Genomic DNA, 24,042 nt, shown 5'->3' on the forward strand with positions numbered 1-24,042 from the left:
GGTCAGATGTCGCGATATCTCGCCGACGTCACTGGAACGCCGGCCTACATCGCTAAACATCGAGGAAGCGAACGTCTTTCGCGTTGCGCGTGATGAAACTGCGCCGAGCCTCCACGTCTTCGCCCATCAGGATCGAGAACAGCTCGTCCGCGGCCGCGGCGTCGTCGAGGGTGATCTGGCGCAACACTCGCACGGTCGGATCCATGGTGGTCTCCCACAGCTCCTTGGCGTCCATCTCACCAAGACCCTTGTAGCGCTGGATGCCGTCGTCCATGTTGATCTTCTTGCCGGCGGCCTTGCCGGCTTCCAGCAGACCGTCCCGCTCGCGGTCGGAGTAGGCGAATTCGGCGTCGTTTCCGCGCTGCCACTTGAGCTTGTACAGCGGCGGCTGCGCCAGGAACACGTGCCCGTGCTCCACCAGCGGCCGCATGAAACGGAACAGCAGGGTGAGCAGCAACGTGGAGATGTGCTGGCCGTCGACATCGGCGTCGGCCATCAGCACGATCTTGTGATAGCGCAGCTTGGAGATATCGAACTCGTCGTGAATACCGGTGCCCAGGGCCGTGATGATCGCCTGGACTTCGTTGTTCTTCAGGACGCGATCGATCCGTGCCTTCTCGACGTTGATGATCTTGCCGCGCAGCGGCAGGATCGCCTGGAACATCGAGTCGCGACCGCTCTTCGCGGAGCCGCCAGCCGAATCGCCCTCTACCACATACAGTTCGGACTTGGTCGGGTCATTGGAGCGGCAGTCGGCCAGCTTTCCCGGCAGGCCGCCCAGATCGGTCGCGCTCTTGCGCCGCACCAACTCCCGGGCCTTGCGGGCAGCCATCCGGGCCTGCGCCGACGAGACCGCCTTGTTGATGATGGTCTTGGCTTCGGCGGGGTTGGCCTCGAACCAGTGGCCGAGTTGCTCGTTGCAGACCTTCTGCACGAAGGACTTGACCTCGGTGTTGCCCAACTTGGTCTTGGTCTGGCCTTCGAACTGCGGCTGGGACACCTTCACGGAGATGACCGCGGCCAAACCCTCACGGATGTCGTCGCCGGTGAGGTTGGGATCCTTGTCCTTGAGCAGCTTCTTGTCTTTGGCGTACTTGTTGACGACGCTGGTCAACGCCGACCGGAAGCCCTCTTCGTGAGTACCGCCCTCGGCGGTGTTGATGGTGTTGGCGAAGGTGTGCACCGACTCCGAGTAGCCGCCGTTCCACTGCATGGCGATCTCGACTTCGTGTCCGGTTCCCTTGCCGTCGAAATCGACGATGGTCGGATGAATCGCGGTCTTGCTGCGGTTGATGTGCTGAACGAAATCGCGCAGGCCGCCGGGGTAGTGGAAGACACGGTGCTTGACCTTGTGCGGGGCCACCGCCTCGGCGGCTTGTTCCTCGGCGGTCTTGGGTGCTTCGGCGGTGTCGCTGACCACTTCGTCGACGACCTCTTCGACCCGCACCCGCTCATCGGTCAGGTCGATGGTCAGGCCCTTGTTGAGGAACGCCATCTCCTGCAGGCGCCGCGCGACCGTCTCGAAGTCATAGGTGGTGGTCTCAAAGATGTCCGGATCGGCCCAGAATCGGATGGTGGTGCCGGTCTTCTTGCTCTTCTCACCCTTGCGCAGGGTTCCCGGAACCGACTTGTCATAGGTCTGGAACCACTCGAAACCATCCCGGAAGATGTCGGCTTCCAGGCGGGTCGACAGCGCGTTGACCACCGAGACACCGACACCGTGCAGACCGCCGGAGACGCTGTAGGCGCCTTCCTCGAACTTTCCGCCGGCGTGCAGAACGGTCATGACGACATCCACCGTGGGTACGCCGGTGGCATGCATCGCGACCGGGATGCCTCGACCGTCGTCGGTGACCTCGACACCTCCGTCTTCGAGGATGCGGACCGTCACCTTCGAGGCGAAGCCGGCCATCGCTTCGTCGACGGCATTGTCGACGACTTCCCAGATCAGGTGGTGCAGACCGCGTTCACCGGTGGAGCCGATGTACATACCGGGTCTTTTACGGACGGCTTCGAGGCCTTCGAGAACCTTGATCGAATCGGCACCATACTTGTTTTCGGCAGCCACGGTCGGGGAGCTCTCCTCAGGTTCGCAAGCCAGCATTCGACGCGCCACAAGGGTGCGTACGCGGGATACTGAGTCAGTCTACCTTGGGGTGCCGACGGCGAGCATTTTCTTGGGGTGTTTCTGCCTACCTGATTGCGCCGTGGCGTCGATATCGCGGTTTGCCTCGTGTCCGGCCGCTGGCCGGAGCGATTTTTTTGCTCGTAGCGCCACTCAGGCGTCAGATTCCTGCGCCCGCTCAGCCATAGGTATCGCGCGGGCCCCGGCCCGAGACGTGTAACGGTCCCTTGCGCCACGACGGCGCGGTCGGACCAGTGATCTTCAGCGTCTTGACCACGCCGTCGCCGACGGCGGCGGCGATCTTCGCCAGTAATTGGGCCTGGACCAGGCGTAATTGCGTGGCCCAGGCCGTGGATTCGGCCGCGACGCTCAGTACACCGTCGGAGAGCCTCGTGGGAGTCGCGTGCGATGCGATGTCGTCGCCGACCACCGCGCGCCACTGTCCCAGCACCGTGCCTTCGGCCACTTGCGCCGACCAACCGCGGGACTGCGCCAGGTCGCGGGTGGCCGCACCGAGCGTCTGCGGGTCCCGTCGATCGGGCCCGGGTCCCGACCAGCTGCGGCGGCCGCCACCGGTGCCGGTGGGACGGCGGCGCAGCGGCGCCCGGCGCCCTTGCCCGACGTCTTTGCCCTGGCTGCGGGCCGCTTCGCGCGCTTCGGCCAGCGTCCGGCGGACAAGATCCATGCCGGTCAGCCCGGCCAGGTGCGCCGGTGGCTGCCATGGCGGTTCGTCCGGCGAATCGTCGATGCCGGTCATGGCGCGGTGCCGATCAGTTCGGAGACCCTGCCCTCGTCGCCCTCGGTGACGGCGATCCGGATCTGACGGGCCTGCCAATCGTCGGGGATATCCTCCGCGACAGCGGCGGTGATCAAAACCTGCTCTGCGGATGCGGCGACGCCGGCGAGCGCTCGGCGCCGGGCGGCGTCCAATTCGGCGAAAACGTCGTCGAGCAGCAGTACTGGCTCGGCGCCCTCGCTGCTGAGCAGTTCATAGGAAGCCAATCGCAGGGACAGTGCCATGGACCACGACTCACCATGGCTGGCAAAGCCTTTCACCGGTCGGTCGCCCAGCCGCAACTCCAATTCGTCGCGATGCGGGCCGACCAGACACACACCGCGTTCCAGTTCGGCACTGCGGCGGCGCGCCAATTCCGTGAGCAGAGCTTCCTGTAGTTCGGTTGCGCCCGGATTCCCCTCACCGAGGGCGATCTCCAGTTTCGGCCGATAGGCCACGGCGGCGCTGCGCGTTCCGGGGGCCAGGAGTTGGTAGGCCTTCTCGACTTCCGGCGCCAGCTGATTGACCAGGTCGATGCGGGCGGCCATCAGCTCGGCCCCGTGGGTGGCCAGTTGGGCATCCCACACATCGAGAGTGTCCAGCACGGATCGATCACCACGATGCAGCGCACCCGGCGCACTCTTGAGTAGTGCGGTGCGCTGTCGGAGCACCTTGTCGTAGTCCGCACGTACTCCCGCGATCCGCGGACGACGCACACTGGCCAATTCGTCGATGTAGCGGCGACGCTCACCGGGATCGCCACGTACCAACGCCAGATCTTCCGGGGCGAACAGCACTGCGCGCAGCACCCCTACGACTTCGCGTGCGTGCCGTACCGGTGAGCGATTGAGACGCACTTTGTTGGCGCGGCCCGCGGCGATCTCCAAATCAACGGCGAGTTCGCGGCCCTCGTTGACGACGATCGTGGAGACCACTGCGCGAGTAGCACCTGATCGGATCAACGGAGCGTCAGTGGCCACCCGGTGTGAACCCAATGTGGACGAATACCACAGTGCTTCAACAAGATTGGTCTTCCCAAAGCCATTCGGTCCGACCAGCACCGTCGCGCCCGGTTCCAGTTCCAGATCGACGTGCGCCCAGGACCGGAAATCCCGCAGGCCCACGTGGCGGACATACACCGAGAAACCAACCCCTCCCGTCGTCGCGAGCTGCGCCGATCAGCCGGGCAGGCGGACCGGCATCAACAGGTAGACGTAATCCGACGGAATCGCCGGGAACGGTCCCTCACCGATCAGCGCGGGGTCATCCGCACCGACCGGCCGCAGCACCGCGGGCTTCTTCGGATCGGTGAAGCCCATCGACACCTTCTCGCTGTGCAGCGAACCCAGACCGTCCGTGAGATAGGTCGGGTTGAAGGCGATGGTCAAAGGCTCACCGACGAAATCGATGGGCAGGTCCTCCTCGGCGCGACCGACATCTTCCGCCCCGGCCGAAAGTCGCAGAGTGCCCTCCGACAACTCCATGCGTACCTGAGCACCTCGGTCGGCCACCAAGGCCACACGCTTGATCGCTTCGGTCAGTTCCGCCACACCGATGGTCGCGACGGCCAGGTGCTCATTGGGCAGCAACTGCCGGAACTTCGGGAATTCGGCATCCAACAGTCGGGTGGTGCTGCGCTTTCCAGCGCTGGTGATTCCCAGCAGTCCCTCGTTACCGACTGCGGAACCGGCTCCCAGCGCCAGATGCACCTCGTTGCCGTCGCTGCTGGCCTTGGCCGCCTCGGCCAGGGTCTTGGCCGGGACCAGCACGGCGGCTTCGGTGCCGGGCGCGGCCGTCCAACTCAATTCTCGGACGGCCAGCCGGAAACGGTCTGTAGCAGCCAAAACGACTGTGTTGCCGGAAATTTCGACGCGTATACCGGTCAACATGGGCAACGTGTCGTCGCGGCCGGCCGCTACGGCTACCTGGCCGATGGCCTCGGCGAACACATCTGAGGACAGCACGCCGGTCTCGTCGGGCAGTGTCGGCAGAGTGGGGTAATCCTCGACCGTCATGGTCGGCAGCGAGAATCGGGCGTTACCGCAGGTCAAAGAGACCCGGGTGGACTCCACCTGAACTTCGACCGGCTTGGCCGGCAGTGCTCGGGTGATATCCGACAGCAGTCGACCGGACACCAAAACGCTTCCCGGAGAAGCGATCTCAGCAGCAAGCTGAACTTCGGCGGAGACTTCGTAATCGAATCCGGACACGGTCAGGCCGTTGTCAGAACCCGTCAGCAACACCCCGGCCAGCAGCGGCACAGTAGGCCGGGCCGGCAGCGACTTCGCCACCCACGCCACCGCGTCAGCGAAGTCATCCCGGTCCAGGCGGAACTTCAAGTCGGTCAGACCCGCGTTCGTGGTCGCCGCGTCCATAGCGTCCTCTCGTCACCCCGATATCGAGCTCTACTCTGCGGCGACTGGTGAACACCCCCACCTGCGGCCGTGCAACGCCCCACGCCGAAGTGTAAGAGCGGTAGGCCACCAACCGTAGAGCCTGGACGGCCTTCTTGAAAGTTAAACGTCGACACCGAGCGGCTCAGCACGGCCTTGGCCGGTGCCGAGACGGGCAGGTTGTGAACAGCCCGGGTTGACCCGAATCCCCAACGACCTGTTTTTAAAAAGAATCAAGGGATAACTCCCAGTATTAGTAGTAAGTCCTGTGGATGCTGGGCATAGCGTGGCATCGTCGCTGCTGAGCGGGCGCGTGGGGTTGGGGAAGAGCAGTGAATGACACGCCCGGGTCGGCCGGCGCGGCTGTGTATGAAACCGCCGGTGTGGATCGACTGGTGATTCGTCATCGGATGGTGGACAGGTTGTCCGCAGCGGTATCCACAGGGCTGGACCGTGACGGGTGGTACGAGTGGGTCCAAAGTTTTTTGTAAGAGCGGCGGACTACAACCGGCGAATCAGCGCTTGGCGCGCTGCCGGATCCGGGTGGTGAGCTCTTTGACTTGATCGAAGACCTCGCGACGCTCGGCCATCTCGCCGCGGATCTTGCGCTCGGCGTACATCACCGTGGTGTGGTCGCGACCGAATGCCTGGCCGATCTTGGGAAGGGACAGGTCGGTCAGTTCGCGACACAGATACATGGCGATCTGGCGGGACTGTGCCAGCGGGCGCGTCTTGCCGGGCCCGCGTAGTTCCTCGATGGAGGTGTCGAAGTACTCGGCGATGACGGCCATGATGATCGCTGCGCTGATCTGCATGGTGCTGGCGTCGGCGATCAGGTCACGCAGCACGATCTCGGCCAACGACCGGTCGATCGGGGTTTTGTTGAGCGAGGCGAAGGCGGTGACCCGGATGAGTGCACCCTCGAGTTCCCGGATGTTGCGCTCGATGCTGGTGGCGATGAGTTCCAGCACGTCACCCGGCACGTCGAGACGTTCCATCTGCGCCTTCTTGCGCAAGATGGCGATCCGAGTCTCCAGATCCGGCGGCTGGACGTCGGTGATCAAGCCCCATTCGAAACGGGTGCGAAGCCGATCTTCCAGGGTGGCAAGCTGTTTCGGCGCCCGATCGGACGTGATCACGATCTGCTTGTTGGCGTTGTGCAGGGTGTTGAAGGTATGGAAGAACTCTTCCTGGATACCTTCTTTGCCCTCGATGAACTGGATGTCGTCGACCAGCAGCACGTCGATGTCGCGGTAGCTGCGCTTGAACGCCACCTTGCGGTCGTCGCGAAGGGAGTTGATGAAATCGTTGGTGAACTCTTCGGTGGAGACGTACTTGACCCGCATCCCGGGGAAGAGTCGCTGGGTGTAGTTGCCGGCGGCGTGCAGCAGGTGGGTCTTACCCAGGCCGGATTCACCCCAGATGAAAAGTGGGTTGTACGCGCGTGCCGGTGCTTCGGCGATGGCCAGGGCCGCGGCGTGGGCGAACCGGTTGGAGGTTCCGATGACGAAGGTGTCGAAGGTGTAGCGCCGGTTGAGGCTCGCTCCGTCCGCGGTCGACGAGTCATCACTGGGACGTTCGGTGAAATAGTTGGGCCAGTCGTATTCGACGTCGGTGGTGTCGTCGTCTTCTTCGTCGGCGCGGACCTCGGCGACATTGTCGGTGCTGGAGGTGCTGGGTTGGTCTTCGGCGGCCTGTGGTGAGATCCGAACCCCGAGTTCGATGGCGTGGCCGAGGCGCCGGCTGAGCGCATCGGTGATCTGGGTGCGCAGATGCCGTTCGATCTCGTTTTGGACGAAGCTGCTCGGAACCGCCAACAGAGCGAAACCCTCGACGATGGCCAGCGGGTGGACGAGCTTGAGCCAGGCCTTTTGCTGCGGAGTCAGGGTCGGGGCCGAACCGTTGGTCGGCGGGACTTCTCCGTTGAGTTCGGCTACTACCTCGTCCCAGAGACTGAGAAACGCAGTGCCGGGGTCCTCACTCAAAGCCCCATCCCCCTGGTTCGACGCCGTCTGGACTGGCACCGTGGTGCATGGATGCCGTACCCGGACATGCTATCCACACAGTTATCCACAGGTGTGGATGAGGTGCGCATTCCGCGGTGAGGCCCTCTAGGCCGGTTGCTCAGCAACGGTTACTCCAGACAAAAGACGCAATATCTGAAGCGCCAGCCGCTTCGTGATCTTCGGTTCGTGGTCGAGAACCGCTCCGGTTCCGAAACGGCGCTGGCAAGCAAGTTAACAGGTTTCTGGGCGGACGACTACTCATTTCGCCGAGATGAATCGAAAGATAACGAGCGTCTTGAGACCGACGGATACGGGTGTGACCAGTGTGAATAGTGGGCCCGTTTCAGAGGGGGGCGAGTCGAGCACCGGACGGTGATGACGCCGGGGTTTGACCCGGCGAACCTGCGTCAGTACCCTCGAACAGTCGCCCGAACGTTGGCGATACGGCAGCGACCGGCCTCTGGCCGGAGCCCGCGCCGGTTACGAGCAAGACGCAGAAGTTCACCGAGCTTACCGAGTGCGTCGCGTGCGGCAGGCACAACGGGCTTCCGGTGTGTCGGGCTTACGCGACGCGAGATGCAATAAGGAGAGTGTGCCGTGGCCAAGGGCAAGCGGACCTTCCAGCCCAACAACCGTCGTCGGGCCCGTGTGCACGGGTTCCGCCTGCGGATGCGTACCCGTGCCGGTCGTGCCATCGTCACCGCCCGGCGTAGCAAGGGCCGGCGTTCGCTGACCGCCTGAGCACAGGCAGCTCGGCGGTGCTCCCGGCTCAGTACCGGATGAGACGATCGGCCGACTTCGGTGCAACGGTCAAGCATGGCCGAAGGGCAGTGCAGCCGGACGTCATCCTGTACGACCGAGTCCTGTACGACCGACGGACGGACGTTTCCGAGGAGTCGGCGGGTGATTCCGTGACGGCACCTACGCCGCGCGTAGGTCTGATCATCGCCAAGTCGGTTGGGTCTGCGGTGGACCGGCATCGGGTGGCTCGGCGACTGCGCCACGTAGCCCGTGAGGTGTTGGCCGACCTGGAACCTCAAGAGCAACTGGTGATTCGGGCACTGCCTGGCAGCAAGGGCGCGACTTCGGCTGCGCTCGGCACTCAGTTGCGTGCGGGTTTGCGGTCGATCCGCCGGGCCGCGGGGGCGGTGCGCTGATGCGCGGAATCGCGGTCGTACCAGTGCGCGGATTGATCTTCGTCATCGAGCTGTACCGACACCTGATCTCTCCACTGCGCTTGCCCAGCTGCCGCTTCATGCCGACCTGCAGCCAATACGCGGTGGACGCATTGACCGAATACGGGTTGATTCGGGGCAGCTGGTTGGCCGCGGTACGGCTGGCGAAGTGTGGGCCGTGGCACGAAGGCGGATGGGACCCCATTCCGGAACGGTCCCAGCGAGCTGCCGAGTGCGGCTGCTCGACCGGAGACGCCCTGAACAAGCGCGACAATCGAGCGGAGGGTCAATACCGTGTCCTTTGATCCGGGCAGCCTGGACTACGTGTACTACCCGGTGTCGGGCATTATGTGGTTGTGGTACAAGGCTTTTGGCCTTCTACTGGGACCGGCGAGCTTCTTCACCTGGGCCCTGTCGGTGGTCTTCCTGGTGTTCACGTTGCGGGCACTGCTCTACAAGCCGTTCGTCAAGCAGATCCGGACGACCCGCCAGATGCAGGAGCTGCAGCCGCAGATCAAGGCGTTGCAGAAGAAGTACGGCAAGGACCGCCAGAAGATGGCGCTGGAGATGCAGAAGCTGCAGCGTGAGCACGGGTTCAACCCCATCCTGGGATGTCTGCCGATGCTCGCGCAGGTCCCGGTGTTCCTGGGCTTGTTCCATGTGCTGCGGTCGTTCAACCGGACCAGTACCGGGATCGGCCAGCTGGGCCTGTCGCCGGATCTGAACCGTCAGCTGGGCAACTACTTCTTCAGCGCCGCCGACGTGGGCAACTTCCTGGACGCGAACCTGTTCGGCGCCCCGCTGGGCGCGACGATGATCCAACGGACCGGGTTGGATGCCTTCACCGAGTTCAACCGGGTATCTGTTATCGCGGTCGGGGTGCCGATCATGATCGCGGCCGGTATCGCGACGTACTTCAACAGTCGGGCGTCGGTAGCGCGGCAGAGTCCCGAAGCCGCGGCGAACCCGCAGACCGCGATGATGAACAAGCTGGCGCTGTACGTCTTTCCGCTCGGCGTCGTGGTCGGCGGGCCGTTCCTGCCGCTGGCGATCATCCTGTACTGGTTCTCCAACAACATCTGGACGTTCGCCCAGCAGCACTACGTGTTCGGTCTGATCGCCAAAGAGGAAGAAGCCAAGAAGGACGAAGCGCTGCGCCGCCGCGCCGCCAACGCCCCGGCCCCCGGCGCCAAGCCGAAGCGGGCCGGCCGGGCGGCGACCACGGAAGCTGCAGTCGACGCCGAGGCTGCCGCGGAGGAGTCGAGCGCGACCGAGGCGCAGGCCGGCGAGACCGGGAGCTCTGAGGCCGCCAAACGGAACACGGGCCGACCCGCTGCACGAGGCGGGCGCCCCGGTGCCGGGGCGAAGCCGAAGAAACGCAAGCGGTGACGGGCCGCGACAAGCCAACCGGCGCGTGAGCCGCCGGGCACGGAGGGAGACGACATGACCGACACGACCGATTCGGACACCACGGAGCGCGAGGCTGTGGATTCCGAGGGGGAGACCCAGGAGAGCCAAGCGGCGCCCGGGGTCGACCTGGAAGATCGACTGGTTGCCGAAGGCGAGATCGCCGGCGACTACTTGGAAGAGTTGCTCGACCTGCTGGACTTCGACGGAGACATCGACCTGGATGTCGAAGGCCGTCGCGCGGTGGTCAGTATCGACGGCGGTTCAGACCTGACCAAGTTGGTAGGCCGCAAGGGCGAGGTGCTCGACGCACTGCAGGAGCTGACCCGCTTGGCGGTGCACCAGAAGACCGGTGAGCGCAGCCGGCTGATGCTCGACATCGCCGGTTGGCGCCGTCAGCGTCGCGACGACTTGACCGCCCTGGGCGACGAGGTGGCCCGGCGGGTCTTGGAGAGCGGTTCCGATGAGGAACTGGCCCCGATGAGCCCGTTCGAACGTAAGATCGTCCACGATGCGGTGGCCGCCGTTGCCGGTGTGCACAGCGAGAGTCAAGGTGTCGAGCCGTCGCGTCGAGTAGTGGTTCGGCGGGACTGACGAGACTCAGCGACGGGGAATCACAGCAATGTGATTCCCTGTCTGCGGTCCAATCCCGGGAAGCCGGAGGAATGTTTCACGTGAAACATGTCGAGGGAACACCGGCACCCGAGCCACCCCCGGAGGCGGCGGAAGTATTCGGCGACCGGCTTCCCGCCGCTCAGCGTTATGCGGCCCTGCTGGCGGACGCCGGCGTCGAGCGCGGACTGATCGGCCCCCGCGAAGTGGAACGGCTCTGGGACCGTCACCTGCTCAACTGCGCGGCGGTCGGCGAACTGCTGGAGCCTGCGGAGCGGGCGGCGGACATCGGAAGCGGCGCCGGCCTGCCGGGGATACCAGTGGCGATTGTGCGCCCGGACGTTTCCATGATCCTGGTGGAGCCACTCCTTCGACGCAGCGAGTTCCTGCGTGAAGCGGTCGCCGATCTGCGTCTCGATAACGTGCAAGTGGTGCGTGGGCGGGCCGAAGATCCAGCGGTGCGCGAGGCAGCCGGGGACTGCGATGTCGTGATGTCGCGGGCGGTCGCGAGCCTGGACAAGATCGGCCGGTGGAGCCTGCCGCTGCTACGCACGGGCGGGCGGATGCTGGCGATGAAGGGGGAGCGGGCACAGGCCGAGGTCGATGAGCACCGCGGAGCGCTGGCGAAACTAGGCGCCAACGACGTAAGGGTGGTGAGATGTGGCGTGAACTATTTAACCCCGCCCGCGACCGTGGTGCTGGCACCGCGGGCAGAGCCTCAAGCGAGGCGCCCACGCGGTCGGGCGGCGGGCAGCCAGGCGCGACGGTCGAGCAGGAGGCAGGCATGAGCAGAGCAGTCCCCCCCGGCGTCACGCCCCGGCCAGCGGCCGCCAAGCGTGGAGGTTCCGCGGAGGTGGTTTCACGTGAAACATCCCCCGGGCCGGTTTCACGTGAAACATCGCCAGACTTTGTCGACACCCCGATCGGAGCGGCGGCCGAACGCGCCATGCAAGTGCTGCACACCAATAACCGACTGCCCCGCCCGAAGCGTCGGCGCGTGTTCACCGTGGCCAATCAGAAAGGCGGCGTCGGCAAGACCACGACGGCGGTCAACCTGGCCGCGGCCCTCGCCGTGCAGGGGATCAAGACCCTGGTGATCGATCTGGACCCGCAGGGCAATGCGAGCACGGCGCTGGGTATCGCAGACCGTAAATCGGGGACGCCGTCGTCCTACGAAGTGTTGATCGGGGCCATCCCGGTGACCGACGCCTTGCAGCAGAGCCCGCACAACGAGCGGCTGTACTGCATCCCGGCCACCATCGATCTGGCCGGCGCCGAGATCGAATTGGTCAGCATGGTGGCGCGGGAGAACCGGCTGCGGAATGCCCTGACCGATCTGGACAGCTTCGACTTCGACTACGTCTTCATCGACTGCCCGCCGTCGCTGGGGCTCCTGACCGTCAATGCGTTGGTTGCCGCACCGGAGGTGCTGATCCCGATTCAGTGCGAGTACTACGCACTGGAAGGGGTGTCCCAGTTGATGCGCAACATCGAGATGGTCAAGGCACACCTCAACCCGCGGCTGGAAGTGACCACCGTGCTGCTGACGATGTATGACGGGCGCACCAAGCTCGCGGACCAAGTCGCCGACGAGGTGCGCCGCTACTTCGGCGATCGGGTGCTGCGTACAGTGATCCCGCGCAGCGTCAAGGTCTCGGAAGCACCGGGCTACAGCATGACGATCATCGACTACGACCCCGGCTCGCGCGGGGCGATGAGTTACCTGGACGCCAGTCGGGAGCTCGTCGAGCGCGACCTGGCCGACGGCGGCGGACAACCGTGACCGCCGGTGTACGACGACCCGGAGACGAACAGGAGCGCCACAGATGACCGGACCGTCGCGTAAGAAAGGCGGCTTGGGCCGCGGCCTGGCCTCGCTCATCCCGACGGGTCCCGGTGAGGGCAATGTGGCCCAGGGCGACCGCAGTGCCGACCTGGGCCCGCGCATGGGTGCCGCCGCTGCCGATGTCGTGCTCGGCGGCTTGGGCGGCACACCGCAGGCGGCCACCCCCGACGTGGGCGCGGTGTACCGCGAGATCCGGCCGGCGGACATCGAGCCCAACCCGCGCCAGCCGCGGCAGGTTTTCGACGACGAGGCGCTGGCCGAGCTGGTGCATTCGATCCGGGAATTCGGGCTGATGCAGCCCATCGTGGTCCGGGCCGTGCCCGGCTCGTCGCGCTACCAGTTGGTCATGGGGGAGCGGCGTTGGCGGGCGTCCCAGCAAGCCGGTCTGGAGACCATCCCAGCGATCGTCCGGGAGACCGAGGACGACAACCTGTTGCGCGACGCGCTGCTGGAGAACATCCACCGGGTACAGCTGAACCCGTTGGAAGAGGCGGCCGCCTACCAGCAACTGCTGGACGAGTTCGGGGTGACCCATGACGAACTGGCCACCCGCATCGGCCGGTCCCGCCCCTTGGTGACCAACATGATCCGGCTGTTGCGTCTGCCTATCGCCGTGCAGCGTAGGGTCGCCGCCGGCGTCTTGTCGGCAGGCCATGCCCGGGCGCTGCTCTCCCTGGAGGCCGGATCCGAGGCACAAGAGGAGCTTGCCGCGCGGATCGTGGCCGAGGGTCTGTCGGTACGGGCCACCGAGGAAGCGGTCACTTTGGCCAACCGGGGTGGTGCCTCGACACCGGTCGCTCCGCGGCGCAAGCCCATCCAAATGCCCGGTCTGCAGGACGTCGCGGAGCGGTTGTCGACGACCTTCGACACCCGTGTGACGGTCAGTCTCGGTAAGCGCAAAGGCAAGATCGTGGTCGAATTCGGATCCGTCGACGATTTGCAGCGGATCGTCGCGATGATGGACTCCAAGACCTCCTGAGGCGTTGTAAGCCCAGGTCCAGGGCCACAGGGCCGTTACGTCACTGTGACGCTACGGTGACCCCGGGCCGGTGGCGGAACTGAAACATGTTGATTAACAGCAGCTTTCGAAATTTCGAGGGGCCGACTCACCGAATGACGCCGCGGGTGGCATCCGGCGGCTCAACCCTCCTATCCTTAAGGGGCTGCCGTCGGCAGCAGCACGGGTTGAGACCGGGAGTCCAGTGTCTGTCCGAATCGCACCCCTGAAGCTCGAGGGTTTCGAGCAGCTTCCCAAACACGCGCGCCGCTGTGTTTTCTGGGAGGTGGACCCGGCGACCCTCGGTAGCGACGATCACCTCTCGGATCCGGAGTTCGAGAAGGAAGCCTGGCTCTCGATGGTGATGTTGGAGTGGGGGACCTGCGGTCAGGTCGCCACGCCGTCGGCCGCCGCACGCGGGATCGGGGATCCGCCGTGCCTGGGCTACGTGCTGTACGCGCCCCCGCGTGCGGTACCGCGGGCGCACCGGTTTCCCACCGGGCCGGTTTCAGCCGACGCCGTGCTACTGACTTCGATCGGTGTCGATCCGGCTCCGATGGCAGACGGCCTGCCTCGGGAACTGATCTCCCGGGTAGTAGAGGAGTTGATGCGGCGCGGGGTCCGTGCACTGGAGGCCTTCGGTCGTACGTCCGCAGTCTCCGAACTGCTGGATGCCGGCACCGTGCCGCCCGACGTCGCGCCGGTGTTAGAGGCGGTTGGTGACTGCTCGGTCGAGCACTGCATCATCGCGGCGGACTTCCTGACCGACGTCGGGTTCACCGTGGTGGCGCCGCACCAGTATTTCCCGCGGCTGCGACTGGAACTCGACAAGGGCCTGGGGTGGAAGGCAGAAGTCGAGGCTGCGTTGGAGCGCTTGCTGGAGAGCTCGCGGTTGGAGCAGCCGATCGGTGCGGGCGCCCCCGCGGTGTCCGGCTCGGCGACGGGATCTCTGCGGCGGTCCCAGCTTCGGCTCTCCTGCGTCGAGCCTGGCTGAACCGCCGGGGGTAAGGAACCGCCGGGGGTCAGGAACCGCCGAGCTGACCGGTCCGCTCGACCGACAGCTCGTGGGCCAGCAATTCGGCGAAGGTAAAGGTTCCGGTCGGCCGGTCGTTCTTGCCGAGCAGATAGAGCCGCTTGACCGCGGCGAGCATTCCCTCGGCGATGGCATCGCGGGTCGCCGGAGAGGCCAGCATCGCACGATCACGTGGGCTGGTGATGTAACCGACGTCGACCTCGACCGTGGGCATGCGGGTCAGGCGCAGCAGGTCCCAGGTCCGGCCATGTGCCCGGCAGTCCTGTAATCCGGTGCGGGCCACGATCTCTCGCTGGATGAAGTCCGCAAGATTGCGACCGATGGTGGACACCGAACCGTGCGAGTTGCCGAAGTGGAATGACGCCACACCGTTGGCCGCCGGGCTGACGTGGGTGGCGCAGCGCAGGCTGATCATCAGATCGGCGCCCACGGCGTTGGCGGTCGCGGCACGCTCGGCGTCCGACGGATTGCGGCCACTGGGACGGGACAGGAAGGTGTCCATCCCGATGGCCGTCATCCGGCCTTCCAAGCGACTTGCCAAGTCCCACAAAATATCTGCTTCACTGATCGGACCCGAGGGGGTCTGGGTGATCAGCCCGTGGTCACGACCGCCACGCCCCGGATCGATGACGATCCGCTTGCCGGACAGCCGAGGTCCGGACCGCCGCACCAGCTCCTCCTCGCGGATCGCGTGAGGCGAGCCGCCGGACACCCGCGAGGCCAGGAAATTCAAGGAGCGCAAGGTTTCCGGCCCGCAGATGCCGTCGGCATACAAGCCGTACTCGCGCTGATAAGACATCAGCGCGTTGTGTGTCTGGATGCCGAAGTAGCCGTCGACCAGACCGGTGTAGAAGCCCAGATCCTGCAGACGCGCCTGCAGCGTGGCGACGTCGTCGCCGTACATCGGCGCCCCGAACTGATGGTTGAGAATGCGGGCACCCAGGCGGTACGACGCCTCCTTGAGTGCACGGTAGGTGGCCTCGCCGATCACGCCGTCGACGAGCAGGCCACGCTGCTGCTGGAAGGCACGCACCGCCTGGTCCAGGGCGTCGTCGAAGGCATCCAATGCCACGTGTTTGCCGGTGCTCAGGTCCGCATCGGGGCTGTCCACCAGCCCCAGCGCGGCCAACGCCGCCCGGATCTCCACCACGGCACCGCTGCGGTCGCCACGACGCAGGCCCTGCTCGGTGCCGCGATGCCGACCCGACATTACTGAGCCCCTCCGGTTGTCGCTGTTGGCAATGGACCGTCGCTGGTGGTTGCCAGCAGATTAGCCAGAATTGTCTCAGATCCCCGGCCAATTTTCGAAAACAGCAAGGCAACAAACGGCACCTGAGAGCCCAGGCTCACAAGCGCGTCGGACGGTGCCCGGAATCGCTAGGTGGCGTCGGCGAGCTCGCGCAGCAGGGCCGCCTTGCCCTTGGCGCCCACGATCCGCTTCACCGGCTGACCGTCCTTGAACAGGATCAGGGTGGGGATGGAGACCACGTTGAAATCCCGCGCGGTGTCCGGGTTGGCGTCCACGTCGAGCTTGGCGACGGTGAGCTGGTCCGCCTGCTCCGCGGCGATCTCTTCCAGGACTGGGGCCACCATCTTGCAAGGGCCGCACCAGGTCGCCCAGAAGTCCACCAGCACGGGCTTGCTGCTGGCCAGGACATCGGCGGCGAAAGTGGCGTCGGAGACGTTCACCGTGGCGTGGTCGGTCATCGAGGGGCTCCCATCAAGGTTTCGGTACCGGTTTCGTGGGCGTCGGCCGCGTCGGCCGCGTCTTCGGATTCTGCCAGCCAGCGTTCGGCGTCGATGGCGGCCGCACAGCCGGTACCGGCGGCGGTGATCGCCTGCCGGTAGGTGCGGTCCACCAGGTCGCCGGCCGCGAACACCCCCTCCAGGGAGGTCCGGGAGCCCGGCTGCTGGACCAGCACGTAGCCGTCCGGGTCCAGGTCAACGGCGCCACGCACCAGCGCCGAGCGGGGGTCGTGGCCGATCGCGACGAACACGCCGGTCACCGGCAGGGTGGTCTCCTCGCCGGTCTCGGTGTCGCGCACCCGCAGCCCGGTCACAGTCGCCTCACCCTCCACGGCAACCGGGACGCTGTTGGTGAGGAACCGGATCTTGTCGTTCTCGCGGGCCCGGTTGAGCATGATCTTCGAGGCCCGGAACTCTTCGCGGCGGTGCACCAGGGTCACGCTGCGGGCGAAGCGGGTCAAGAAGGTGGCCTCCTCCATCGCGGAGTCGCCGCCGCCGATCACGGCGATGTCCTGGTCGCGGAAGAAGAATCCGTCGCAGGTGGCACACGAGCTCACCCCGCGGCCGAGCAGTTCCTGCTCACCGGGGATGTTCAGGTAGCGGGCCGCAGCGCCCATGGCCAAGATGACCGCTCGGGCGCGGTGGGTCTCGCCGTCGGCGGTGACCACGGTCTTGACCGGCCCGTCCAGATCCACCGATTCGACGTCCTCCATGCGCAGGTCAGCGCCGAACCGCAGCGCCTGCTCGCGCATCTCGTCCATCAGCTCCGGGCCCATGATCCCGTTGCGGAAGCCGGGGAAGTTCTCCACCTCGGTGGTGGTCATCAGCGCACCGCCGAATGCGGTTCCCTCGAAGACCAGCGGGGCCAGTTGAGCCCGGGCGGCGTAGATCGCGGCGGTATACCCGGCCGGGCCGGAGCCGATGATGATCACATCGTGGGTGGATGGTGTCTCAGACATCGAGGGCCTTTCCGCGGGGATCTGGTTACTGGGGCTAGCAACGTCAGCGTAGGCGGCGATTGTTCCCGAACCTCGACGGACGGGTCTAGGGCCGCCGGATGGTCGTGTCGGCCAGCAGTCCGGTGTCTGCGGAACTGCAGTGTGGAGCCACCGCCAAGGCGATTATTGTGCCCTCTGGCGTGCCCGGCAGCAGCAGCACGACCCCGGGGTGACCGTTGATCGTGATCTCACGGGCCCCGAGCACGCGCGTCGAGGCCGGGTAGCCCAGCCCGGCCAGGCAACCGGTCCGGCGTGCCGGATCGGCCAGCGGGCCGTATTCGGGGCGTCGGTCCAGCAGCTCGAGGAGCTCCGGTTCGGACAGCGGCAGCATCGCCGTCGGCGCGGACGCCACCGTTATGGCGTCCAACGAACGGGGGCCGCTGGGAGTGTCGCCGGGGAACCGGATCAACGCGGTCGTGCCGACCCCGATCGCGATCACCGCGGCCGCACCGCCGGCCCAGGCGGCGATCCGATTCAACCGGGGTAGCGGCCGGCTCGAGTGCGCCGGTGGACCGCTGGGGGCCCGGGATTGTTCGTCGCCCGCATCGATTGGCATGCCGCCGCTTCCGCTCGCTCTGGTAACCCGCCCTCCGGCGCCAAGGCTATCCGGCGCGGGCCGGCCGGACCGCAGCGTCGGGCCCGGAGTGCAGGGATCGTCCGAGCAGTACGGCCAGCCGGGCACGGCCGCGGGCGCAACGACTCTTGACGGTGCCCGGGGCCACGCCGAACGCGTGGGCGGCGTCGGCCACCGAATATCCCTGCATGTCGATGGCGACCACCGCTGCGCGCTGCTCGACCGGCAACCGGTGCAACGCGGCGCGTACCTCCAGCGCGGTCTCGATCTCAGCGGTGCGATCGCCGACGACGGCGTGCGTCACGAGCAGCTCGCTGTGAGCAACCTTGTTGCGGCGCAGGCGATCCAGGCAGGCGTTGATCACGATCCGATGCAGCCAACTGCCGACGGCGGCGTTGTGGCGAAACGATCCCGCCGCCCGATGCGCCGACAACATAGCCTCCTGCAGCGCGTCCTCGGCGTCTTGCGGACAGCCGGTGGTGAGCCGCGCCAGCCGGCGAAGCCGGCTGTGGTGGCGGCCGTAGAGCTCGCCGAACGCGTAGCGGTCACCGGCGACATGCGCGGCCAGCAGTTCGGCGTCGCTGCGGTCTCGGTGCCCCATGGGCGGACAGTAACCAGCGGTGGCGCCGTCGGCACTTCACCCGAACGAGCTGTGCACAGGCGGGCTGGGCGGTATCGGCGACCCGCTTAGGAGGACGCCCCCTGCACGGTGATCTCAGAGATCTGGGTGCGGCTTTCGCCACCGGTGTTGCCCATCGTGGAGATCCACACCAGCAGGTTCGACGTCGGAGACGACGAGTCGGCGGTGATCTTGTTGGAGCCGGGCTGCAGCGCCTTCGCGGGGGCCAGCAAGGTGGTGTCTTCCAGACGCGACGGCTTCGGGGTGGGGGCGGAGCGCAGCTCCACTCGAGTGCCGGTGCTGGACACGTTGAGGGTGACGGTGCCGATCACGGTGGGCTTGGGCAGTTGCAACATCAGCCCGACGCCGTTCTTGAAATTCGGGAAGGGCACCGGATCGGAGTAGGTGTCCGTCGACCAGGCGGTGGCCGGATTCCCGTCGATCGCCAGACCGGCGTCCTGGGGCCGGTCTGCTTCACCACCGGGGGAGAAGACCGTCACCTGGACGGGCTTGACGATGCCACCGGGCCCGGTCGTGCCCGGCTGCGACGACGCCGACGGACTGCTCAAGCCCAGTTCCGTCTTGTCCAACCCGTTGACGTCACCGAAGATCCGGTTGAGCACCGAGGCCAACACCAGCAGCGCGACCAGGATGACGGCCCCGCCGATGCCCAGGCCGATCAGCACCCGGCGGCGCCGCTCGGCCCGCGTCTCGTCGTCCGGTGGTGGGGGCGCCGGACGCGGCGCGGGCTGCTCCTCGCCGACCGTGCCCAACAGCTCGGTCTGCTCGTGCAGGGCGGTCGCCTGCTGCAGCAGGTTCGACAGCGTCGACGCACCGCGGATCCCGCCGTCGGGCTGGATCGCGTGGCTGGCCGCCGCCGAGATCTGGAACGGGATGTCGGGGTTGATCGAGTCGGGCTTGACCGGGTTGCCGGCCTCGTCCCGATCCGCCGGTTCCAGTCCGCCGTCGGCCCCGGCATCGGTCAGCGGCCACCGGTTGACCAGCAGCGCGTACAGGGTGGCACCGATCCCGCGGATGTCGTCCTCGGGCTTGGTGTCGGGCAGCGTGGCGGGGAAGGCCAGCGTGACGTCGCCGTCGATGCTGACCCGGACCCGGGCCGGGTGGTCGATCGACAGGGCCACGCCGCTGTGGTGGGCGGACTCGGCCGCGGTGGCCAGCGACCGGATCGCCCGGGCGGCGCCGATCGGTGACGGCGACGTGCCGGCCACCTCCTGCAGCGAGGCACCGCGCACCCATTCGGAGACCACCAGTCCGCCCGCACCGACACGCACCACGTCAAGCACGCGGGCGATACCGGGCAGGTTGATCTGGCTGAGCCGCTGGGTGCGCGACAGGACGCCGGTGAGCTGGTCATCGGCCATGGTCTGATTCGGGTCGACGAACGTCAGCGCGACCTGTCGATCCAGCGCGGTGTCCAGTGCCTGCCAGAACTGCAGCACCGCAGTGCCGCCGTGGCGTACCAGCAGCCGGTAGCGGCCACCGGCGATGCTCAGGCCGGGTGTCAGCAAGCTGTCATTGCCGGCTGACTCGGGGGCCTCGGCGGCCCGCTGAGACTGCTGCGGAGCAACGGTCCGCGACGCGGCCCGAGACCCGGCGCCCTCGGAAGGAATGTCGGCCACCTCCGCGCCTTTCGGTGTCCGGCCACCGGCGATGTGCTCCGGCGGCGTATGCGCGGCGGGATCGTTGGGCACGTCCCCGCCGGTTGTGGGCAAACGGTTGTGCTCAGCGTACGGGACGGCGAGATCGGGAGAAGGCGGGTTCGGCATGCTGATTGAGGCTCCTCGGGCACCTATTGTTCGGCGCACCGCGGCCAGGGCGGCAACGGCCTCGGGCACCTGCGCGCGGACCATGACCGCCCCGATGATCGGCAACATCACCAGCGCCATGACCAGCAGACGCAACATCGATCCCGCGGCGCCGTCGTCGGTCAGCATCCGCAGGCCCAGCACTCGATCCAGCACCTCGGCGACCAGCCCGGCCAGCAGCGACGCCGTCAGCGTCACCAGCACGGTGCGGATCACGTCCGGCCCCACCAGATGCCCACTGACCGGGCGCAGGGAGCGCCGCAGCAGCACATGCCCGAGGACCGCCCCGGCAAGAAAGCCCAGACCGTTGGCCAGGCCGAGATAGGCGGCCACCAGATCCGGGTTGTCGGTCAGGTGCGGGGCCGCCACCGACGCGACGATCTTCACCGCGGTGATCACCACGATGATGGCGATGGGAGTCCACGGTTGTTCCCGGGCGTAGAACACCCGCAGCTGCAGCAGCACCATGGCGTAGGGGATCAAGGTGAAGGCGGACATGGCGACCGCGGCGCCGAGGTAGCCCGCGTCCACGTTGCCGAAGTTGCCGTAGGCGAACAGCGCGCTGCCGATCGCCGGACCGCCGACGGTCATCAGCGCCACGATCGGAATAAGGGTGATCATCATCAACCGGGTGGCCAGCGACAGGTCGGCCAGCACCGCGGGGTCGTCGCCGGCGGCGGCGTTGCGGCTCAGCCGGGGCATCACGACGGTCAGGACCGTTACGCCGATCATGCCGAACGGCAGCTGCAGGAGCAGCCAGGCGTAGTAGTAGATCGCCGGGCCGGACGCGGCAGCGGTGCTGGCGATCTGATTGGTCACCACCAGGCCGACCTGGCTGATCAAGACGTAGAGCACCATCGCCGAGGCCATCGTGCCGAAACGCTTGAGCCGGTCGTCGATTCCCCACAGCGGACGCAGGCTGATCCGCTCGCGGCGGATCGCCACCAGCAGCACCGCGGTCTGGGCGACGACACCCGCCGTGGTGCCCAGGCCGAGTACCAGCAACTTGGCGTTGCCCATCCGCACCGGGTCGACCGACAGTTCCCCCGGCACCAGCAGGTAGGCCACCAGGGTGGCGATCGCGACGACGTTGTTGACCACCGGTGCCCACGCCGGTGCACCGAAGATGTTGCGGGTGTTGAGGATTGCCATGAACACCGAGGACAGCCCGTAGCAGATCACCTGCGGTAGCAGCAGATAGGCGAAGGCGATGGTCAGTGGCTCGTTGACCTGGGGTTCGCCGCCCAGCATCAACCGCACCAGCAGCGGTGCCGCCGCCACCGACATCACCGTGGTGGCCAGCAGCAGCGCGGTGGCCAGCGTGACCAGCCGTCGTACGAACGCGGCACCGCCGTCGGCGTCATCGCGTTCGGCGCGGGCCAGTACCGGCACGAAGATCGCGGTGAATGTCGCCTCCAGCACCAGGGCGGCGATCTGATTCGGCAGCTGGTTGGCCACCGAGAAGGCGCTCGAGAGCGCCGCGCCCAGAATTGCTGCCAACAGCACCACCCGGATGAACCCGGTGATCCGACTGACCAGCGTGGCCAAGGCCATTCCCCAGGAGCGCGACACCACCGCGGCGTCGGTCAGCTCGGCGCGCGCGGGTTGCTGCGCCGGCGTGCTCATCGGTCGCCGCCTGGGTTGTATGGGGGCGCGGGCAAGTCGGCGCGGTCGGGTTGCCCGCGGAAGCGGTGCCAGAGCCGACGCCCGGTCAGCACCGTCAGCGCCGCGGCGGCGGTCATGGTGATCAAGAACAGCACCATGCCGTAGGCGTTGGAATGCACCGACAACCGTACGGACTCACCCAGCGGTAGACCGTCGGGAGTTTGCAGTGCCGCATCGACGACGAAGTGCTGGTTGACGCGCACCTCGACCGGAACCCGCAGCGGCAGATACCCCGGCGGCAGTTCCAATTCCCCGACATCGGTCACCGTCATTCCGGGTGGGGCGTCGACATGCAGCCGTACTCGGATCGGTACCGCCAGATCGTTGCGCAGCGCCAGCGGCAGCGGGCTGTGCTCGGTGGCCAGCGTGTAGGAGTCGGCGGGGTTGACGATGGTGACCGCACCGATCAGGTCGGTGACAGTGTTGCCGATGATCGCCAGCCGCTGCGCCGCCAGGCCGTTGCGGACATCGACCGGCTCGGACTGGGTCAGCGCGCGCAGCATGCCCTCGGCCAGCGGCGCCGTGTACGCCTCGCCGGTCAGGCCGGTGCGGGCGTCGGTGGTCAGCGCCGAGGTCAGGCCCGACAGCCGGCCGATGTCGTTGGCCACCGCGCCGATGACGTCGGGGCTGAAGCCGCCGGCCGGCTGTTGGGGCGGCAGCGGATGTTCGGGCGGGGCTGTGACGCCACGTGATTCGGCGATCACCGCGGTCAGCGGCCGGGCCACGGCCAGCCCGGAGCGCAGCGCGGTGGCCAAGGTGGTCAGCACGGCTTGGGCGTCGTCGGCGCGGGGTTTCCAGTACGCCGGCGGCATCAGAATCTCGTCGCGTGGCGCGCCGGGATCCTCCGGGGACTCCAGTCCGCGCCACAGCATGGAGCCCAGGGCGTCCTGGCGCCGGGCCAGCGCCGAGTCGTGACGAAGCCGGACGGCCAGCGAGCCGTCCTGGTAGCTGGGTGCGACCGGATCGGTGCCCATCGCCGCCAGCGCGGCGCCGACGGCGGGGTCATAGGGCACGGCCACCAGCTGTGGGGACAGCCGCCGCGGGGTGAGGTCGGCGGTGGCGGAGGCGCCGGCCGCGGTGTCCTGGGCCGCGCAGTCGCCGGCGGTGATCACCACCGTGTCGCCCTGCGCACCGATCAGGTCCGCGGCGCCGGCCGTGAGCCGGCCGTCGCCGAGCAGGACCGCACCCCGGGTCGAGGTCACCTCAAGGATGCGGTCGACGATGTCGGCGGGCTTGTGCACCGCGATCTCGTCGAGCCGCGCGTCGCCCACCCGCGCCAGCGCGTCCAGGTCGGCCTGCGCGTAGGGGGTCGCCGTGACACAGGTGCGGTGCGCCAATCGGCGCAGCCGTTCCAGCCAGGTCCGGGCGGCGTCGCGGCCGGTGCCCGGGTGCGAGGTGGCGCTGTCGGGGGAGTCGGCGACGACGTACCCGCTGGTCATCGCGTTGACAGTGACCACCAGGTCGGGGTCGACGGCCAGACACAGTGCTTGGTTGACCACGCCGTTGGCGTCGACCGCGGGACTGGTGGCGAATTCGGCGGCGGACAGCAGCGCATCGAGGCGCCCACCGGGGGCCAGCGATGTCGCCAGGTCATCGTCGGTGAGCTGAACCGGCAGGGTGCCGCCGGGCGCCCCGGGGGTCAGCCGGGGCCGATCGGCCAGCGGCCAGAACATGGTGAGCCGCACCGGCTGGGAGATGTCGGGTGCGACGGCGCCGGCGGACAGGTCGGAGTCCGCGTCGGGCTTGGGCAGCCCGGTCACCGGGAGCAGGAAGCGGGCGTCGTCGAGCCGGGTCGGCTCGCCGTAGTCGGGCGTGCCGTTGACGTTGACCAGCACCGGATAGATGCCGGGGTGGTCGACGTTCAAGGCCGGCTCGCTCGCCGAGCGCAGCGGCGCCGACAGCGTGAAGCGGGCTTCCTGACCGCGCTGCAGCTCGGTCGCCACCGTGCTGAACGTGCCCACCGGGCGGTACTGGTCGTTGGCCCCGCGCAGGTTGGTGCGCAAGCCGGCCGAGGAGGCGACGGCGCCGGCCTGCTCGAGGCGCACCATCACATCGCGGACCGGTCGGTCCCCGACATTGCTCACCGTGCCGGCGACGGTGACCAGGGGGACGCTCGAGGTGGTGACAACCTCCGGGGTGACGCGGTCGATCCGGATCTGAACGAACGGAGCCACGTCGGGTTCGCCGGCGGGAACGTGCGGGGCGGCGCCGCCGAGCGCTGTGCCGAGGGTCATCAGGAGGGCGG

At 67.2% G+C, this 24,042-nt stretch carries 21 protein-coding genes; 9 read left to right on the top strand and 12 right to left on the bottom strand.

What is annotated here, in order from left to right; all coding sequences use genetic code 11:
- Nucleotides 1-52 precede the first annotated feature (52 nt).
- The 5 genes from gyrB to dnaA all read right to left on the bottom strand — a co-directional run bounded on the left by gyrB (nucleotide 53) and on the right by dnaA (nucleotide 7,278).
- Nucleotides 53-2,068: a DNA topoisomerase (ATP-hydrolyzing) subunit B gene (gene gyrB / locus ACJH71_RS18700; protein WP_406759477.1), complete on the bottom strand. Its 2,016-nt coding sequence runs from the start codon at nucleotides 2,066-2,068 to the stop codon at nucleotides 53-55.
- A gap of 235 nt (nucleotides 2,069-2,303) precedes the next feature.
- A complete protein-coding gene (locus ACJH71_RS18705; protein WP_406759478.1) occupies nucleotides 2,304-2,882 on the bottom strand; it encodes a DUF721 family protein in 579 nt (192 codons plus the stop codon).
- Complete coding sequence (gene recF, locus ACJH71_RS18710; protein WP_406759479.1) at nucleotides 2,879-4,039, bottom strand: DNA replication/repair protein RecF; 1,161 nt, start codon at nucleotides 4,037-4,039, stop codon at nucleotides 2,879-2,881. The genes ACJH71_RS18705 and recF overlap by 4 nt, the downstream gene beginning before the upstream one ends.
- 39 nt (nucleotides 4,040-4,078) lie before the next feature.
- Nucleotides 4,079-5,275 (bottom strand): DNA polymerase III subunit beta, encoded by a 1,197-nt coding sequence (dnaN, locus tag ACJH71_RS18715; RefSeq protein ID WP_406759480.1) that lies wholly within the window; start codon nucleotides 5,273-5,275, stop codon nucleotides 4,079-4,081.
- A gap of 533 nt (nucleotides 5,276-5,808) precedes the next feature.
- Nucleotides 5,809-7,278: a chromosomal replication initiator protein DnaA gene (gene dnaA, locus ACJH71_RS18720; protein ID WP_406759481.1), complete on the bottom strand. Its 1,470-nt coding sequence runs from the start codon at nucleotides 7,276-7,278 to the stop codon at nucleotides 5,809-5,811.
- Between the two features lie 618 nt (nucleotides 7,279-7,896).
- Here dnaA and rpmH point away from each other — a divergent pair.
- The 9 genes from rpmH to ACJH71_RS18765 all read left to right on the top strand — a co-directional run bounded on the left by rpmH (nucleotide 7,897) and on the right by ACJH71_RS18765 (nucleotide 14,330).
- Nucleotides 7,897-8,040 carry a 50S ribosomal protein L34 gene (gene rpmH / locus ACJH71_RS18725; protein ID WP_024442093.1) on the top strand — a complete coding sequence of 48 codons (144 nt, stop codon included), beginning with the start codon at nucleotides 7,897-7,899 and terminating at the stop codon, nucleotides 8,038-8,040.
- Between the two features lie 17 nt (nucleotides 8,041-8,057).
- Entirely contained in the window at nucleotides 8,058-8,456 is a 399-nt protein-coding gene (gene rnpA, locus ACJH71_RS18730; protein ID WP_406759482.1) for a ribonuclease P protein component, read from the top strand.
- A complete protein-coding gene (gene yidD / locus ACJH71_RS18735) occupies nucleotides 8,456-8,779 on the top strand; it encodes a membrane protein insertion efficiency factor YidD (RefSeq protein ID WP_406759483.1) in 324 nt (107 codons plus the stop codon). Before rnpA ends, yidD begins: the two co-directional genes overlap by 1 nt.
- A gap of 43 nt (nucleotides 8,780-8,822) precedes the next feature.
- Entirely contained in the window at nucleotides 8,823-9,863 is a 1,041-nt protein-coding gene (gene yidC / locus ACJH71_RS18740) for a membrane protein insertase YidC (protein ID WP_406759551.1), read from the top strand.
- A 54-nt stretch (nucleotides 9,864-9,917) separates the two neighbouring features.
- Nucleotides 9,918-10,475, top strand: a complete 558-nt coding sequence (locus tag ACJH71_RS18745; protein ID WP_406759484.1) for a protein jag — start codon at nucleotides 9,918-9,920, stop codon at nucleotides 10,473-10,475.
- 80 nt (nucleotides 10,476-10,555) lie between these two features.
- Nucleotides 10,556-11,281: a 16S rRNA (guanine(527)-N(7))-methyltransferase RsmG gene (gene rsmG, locus ACJH71_RS18750; RefSeq protein ID WP_406759485.1), complete on the top strand. Its 726-nt coding sequence runs from the start codon at nucleotides 10,556-10,558 to the stop codon at nucleotides 11,279-11,281.
- Nucleotides 11,278-12,276 carry a ParA family protein gene (locus ACJH71_RS18755; protein ID WP_406759486.1) on the top strand — a complete coding sequence of 333 codons (999 nt, stop codon included), beginning with the start codon at nucleotides 11,278-11,280 and terminating at the stop codon, nucleotides 12,274-12,276. The genes rsmG and ACJH71_RS18755 overlap by 4 nt, the downstream gene beginning before the upstream one ends.
- Before the next feature lie 43 nt (nucleotides 12,277-12,319).
- On the top strand, nucleotides 12,320-13,318 hold the full coding sequence (locus ACJH71_RS18760; protein ID WP_406759487.1) for a ParB/RepB/Spo0J family partition protein: 999 nt from the start codon (nucleotides 12,320-12,322) through the stop codon (nucleotides 13,316-13,318).
- 223 nt (nucleotides 13,319-13,541) lie between these two features.
- Nucleotides 13,542-14,330, top strand: coding sequence for an acetyltransferase (locus ACJH71_RS18765; protein WP_406759488.1), 789 nt, complete (start codon nucleotides 13,542-13,544; stop codon nucleotides 14,328-14,330).
- Between the two features lie 28 nt (nucleotides 14,331-14,358).
- Here ACJH71_RS18765 and ACJH71_RS18770 read toward each other — a convergent pair whose 3' ends face one another.
- The 7 genes from ACJH71_RS18770 to ACJH71_RS18800 form a co-directional block, all read right to left on the bottom strand.
- Nucleotides 14,359-15,579: an N-acetylmuramoyl-L-alanine amidase gene (locus ACJH71_RS18770; protein ID WP_406759489.1), complete on the bottom strand. Its 1,221-nt coding sequence runs from the start codon at nucleotides 15,577-15,579 to the stop codon at nucleotides 14,359-14,361.
- Nucleotides 15,580-15,746: 167 nt separating this feature from the next.
- Complete coding sequence (trxA, locus tag ACJH71_RS18775; protein WP_308485036.1) at nucleotides 15,747-16,076, bottom strand: thioredoxin; 330 nt, start codon at nucleotides 16,074-16,076, stop codon at nucleotides 15,747-15,749.
- The gene (trxB, locus tag ACJH71_RS18780; RefSeq protein ID WP_406759490.1) at nucleotides 16,073-17,074 is read right to left on the bottom strand and encodes a thioredoxin-disulfide reductase; all 1,002 of its coding nucleotides are present in this window, start codon (nucleotides 17,072-17,074) and stop codon (nucleotides 16,073-16,075) included. Before trxB ends, trxA begins: the two co-directional genes overlap by 4 nt.
- Before the next feature lie 85 nt (nucleotides 17,075-17,159).
- On the bottom strand, nucleotides 17,160-17,669 hold the full coding sequence (locus tag ACJH71_RS18785; protein ID WP_406759491.1) for a hypothetical protein: 510 nt from the start codon (nucleotides 17,667-17,669) through the stop codon (nucleotides 17,160-17,162).
- A gap of 46 nt (nucleotides 17,670-17,715) precedes the next feature.
- Nucleotides 17,716-18,288, bottom strand: a complete 573-nt coding sequence (gene sigM, locus ACJH71_RS18790; protein ID WP_406759492.1) for an RNA polymerase sigma factor SigM — start codon at nucleotides 18,286-18,288, stop codon at nucleotides 17,716-17,718.
- Between the two features lie 86 nt (nucleotides 18,289-18,374).
- On the bottom strand, nucleotides 18,375-21,758 hold the full coding sequence (gene murJ / locus ACJH71_RS18795; protein WP_406759493.1) for a murein biosynthesis integral membrane protein MurJ: 3,384 nt from the start codon (nucleotides 21,756-21,758) through the stop codon (nucleotides 18,375-18,377).
- Nucleotides 21,755-24,031 carry a hypothetical protein gene (locus tag ACJH71_RS18800; protein ID WP_406759552.1) on the bottom strand — a complete coding sequence of 759 codons (2,277 nt, stop codon included), beginning with the start codon at nucleotides 24,029-24,031 and terminating at the stop codon, nucleotides 21,755-21,757. The genes murJ and ACJH71_RS18800 overlap by 4 nt, the downstream gene beginning before the upstream one ends.
- Between the last annotated feature and the right edge of the window lie 11 nt (nucleotides 24,032-24,042).

The sequence above is a fragment of the Mycobacterium sp. SMC-15 genome (assembly GCF_045310925.1).
GTDB lineage: Bacteria > Actinomycetota > Actinomycetes > Mycobacteriales > Mycobacteriaceae > Mycobacterium.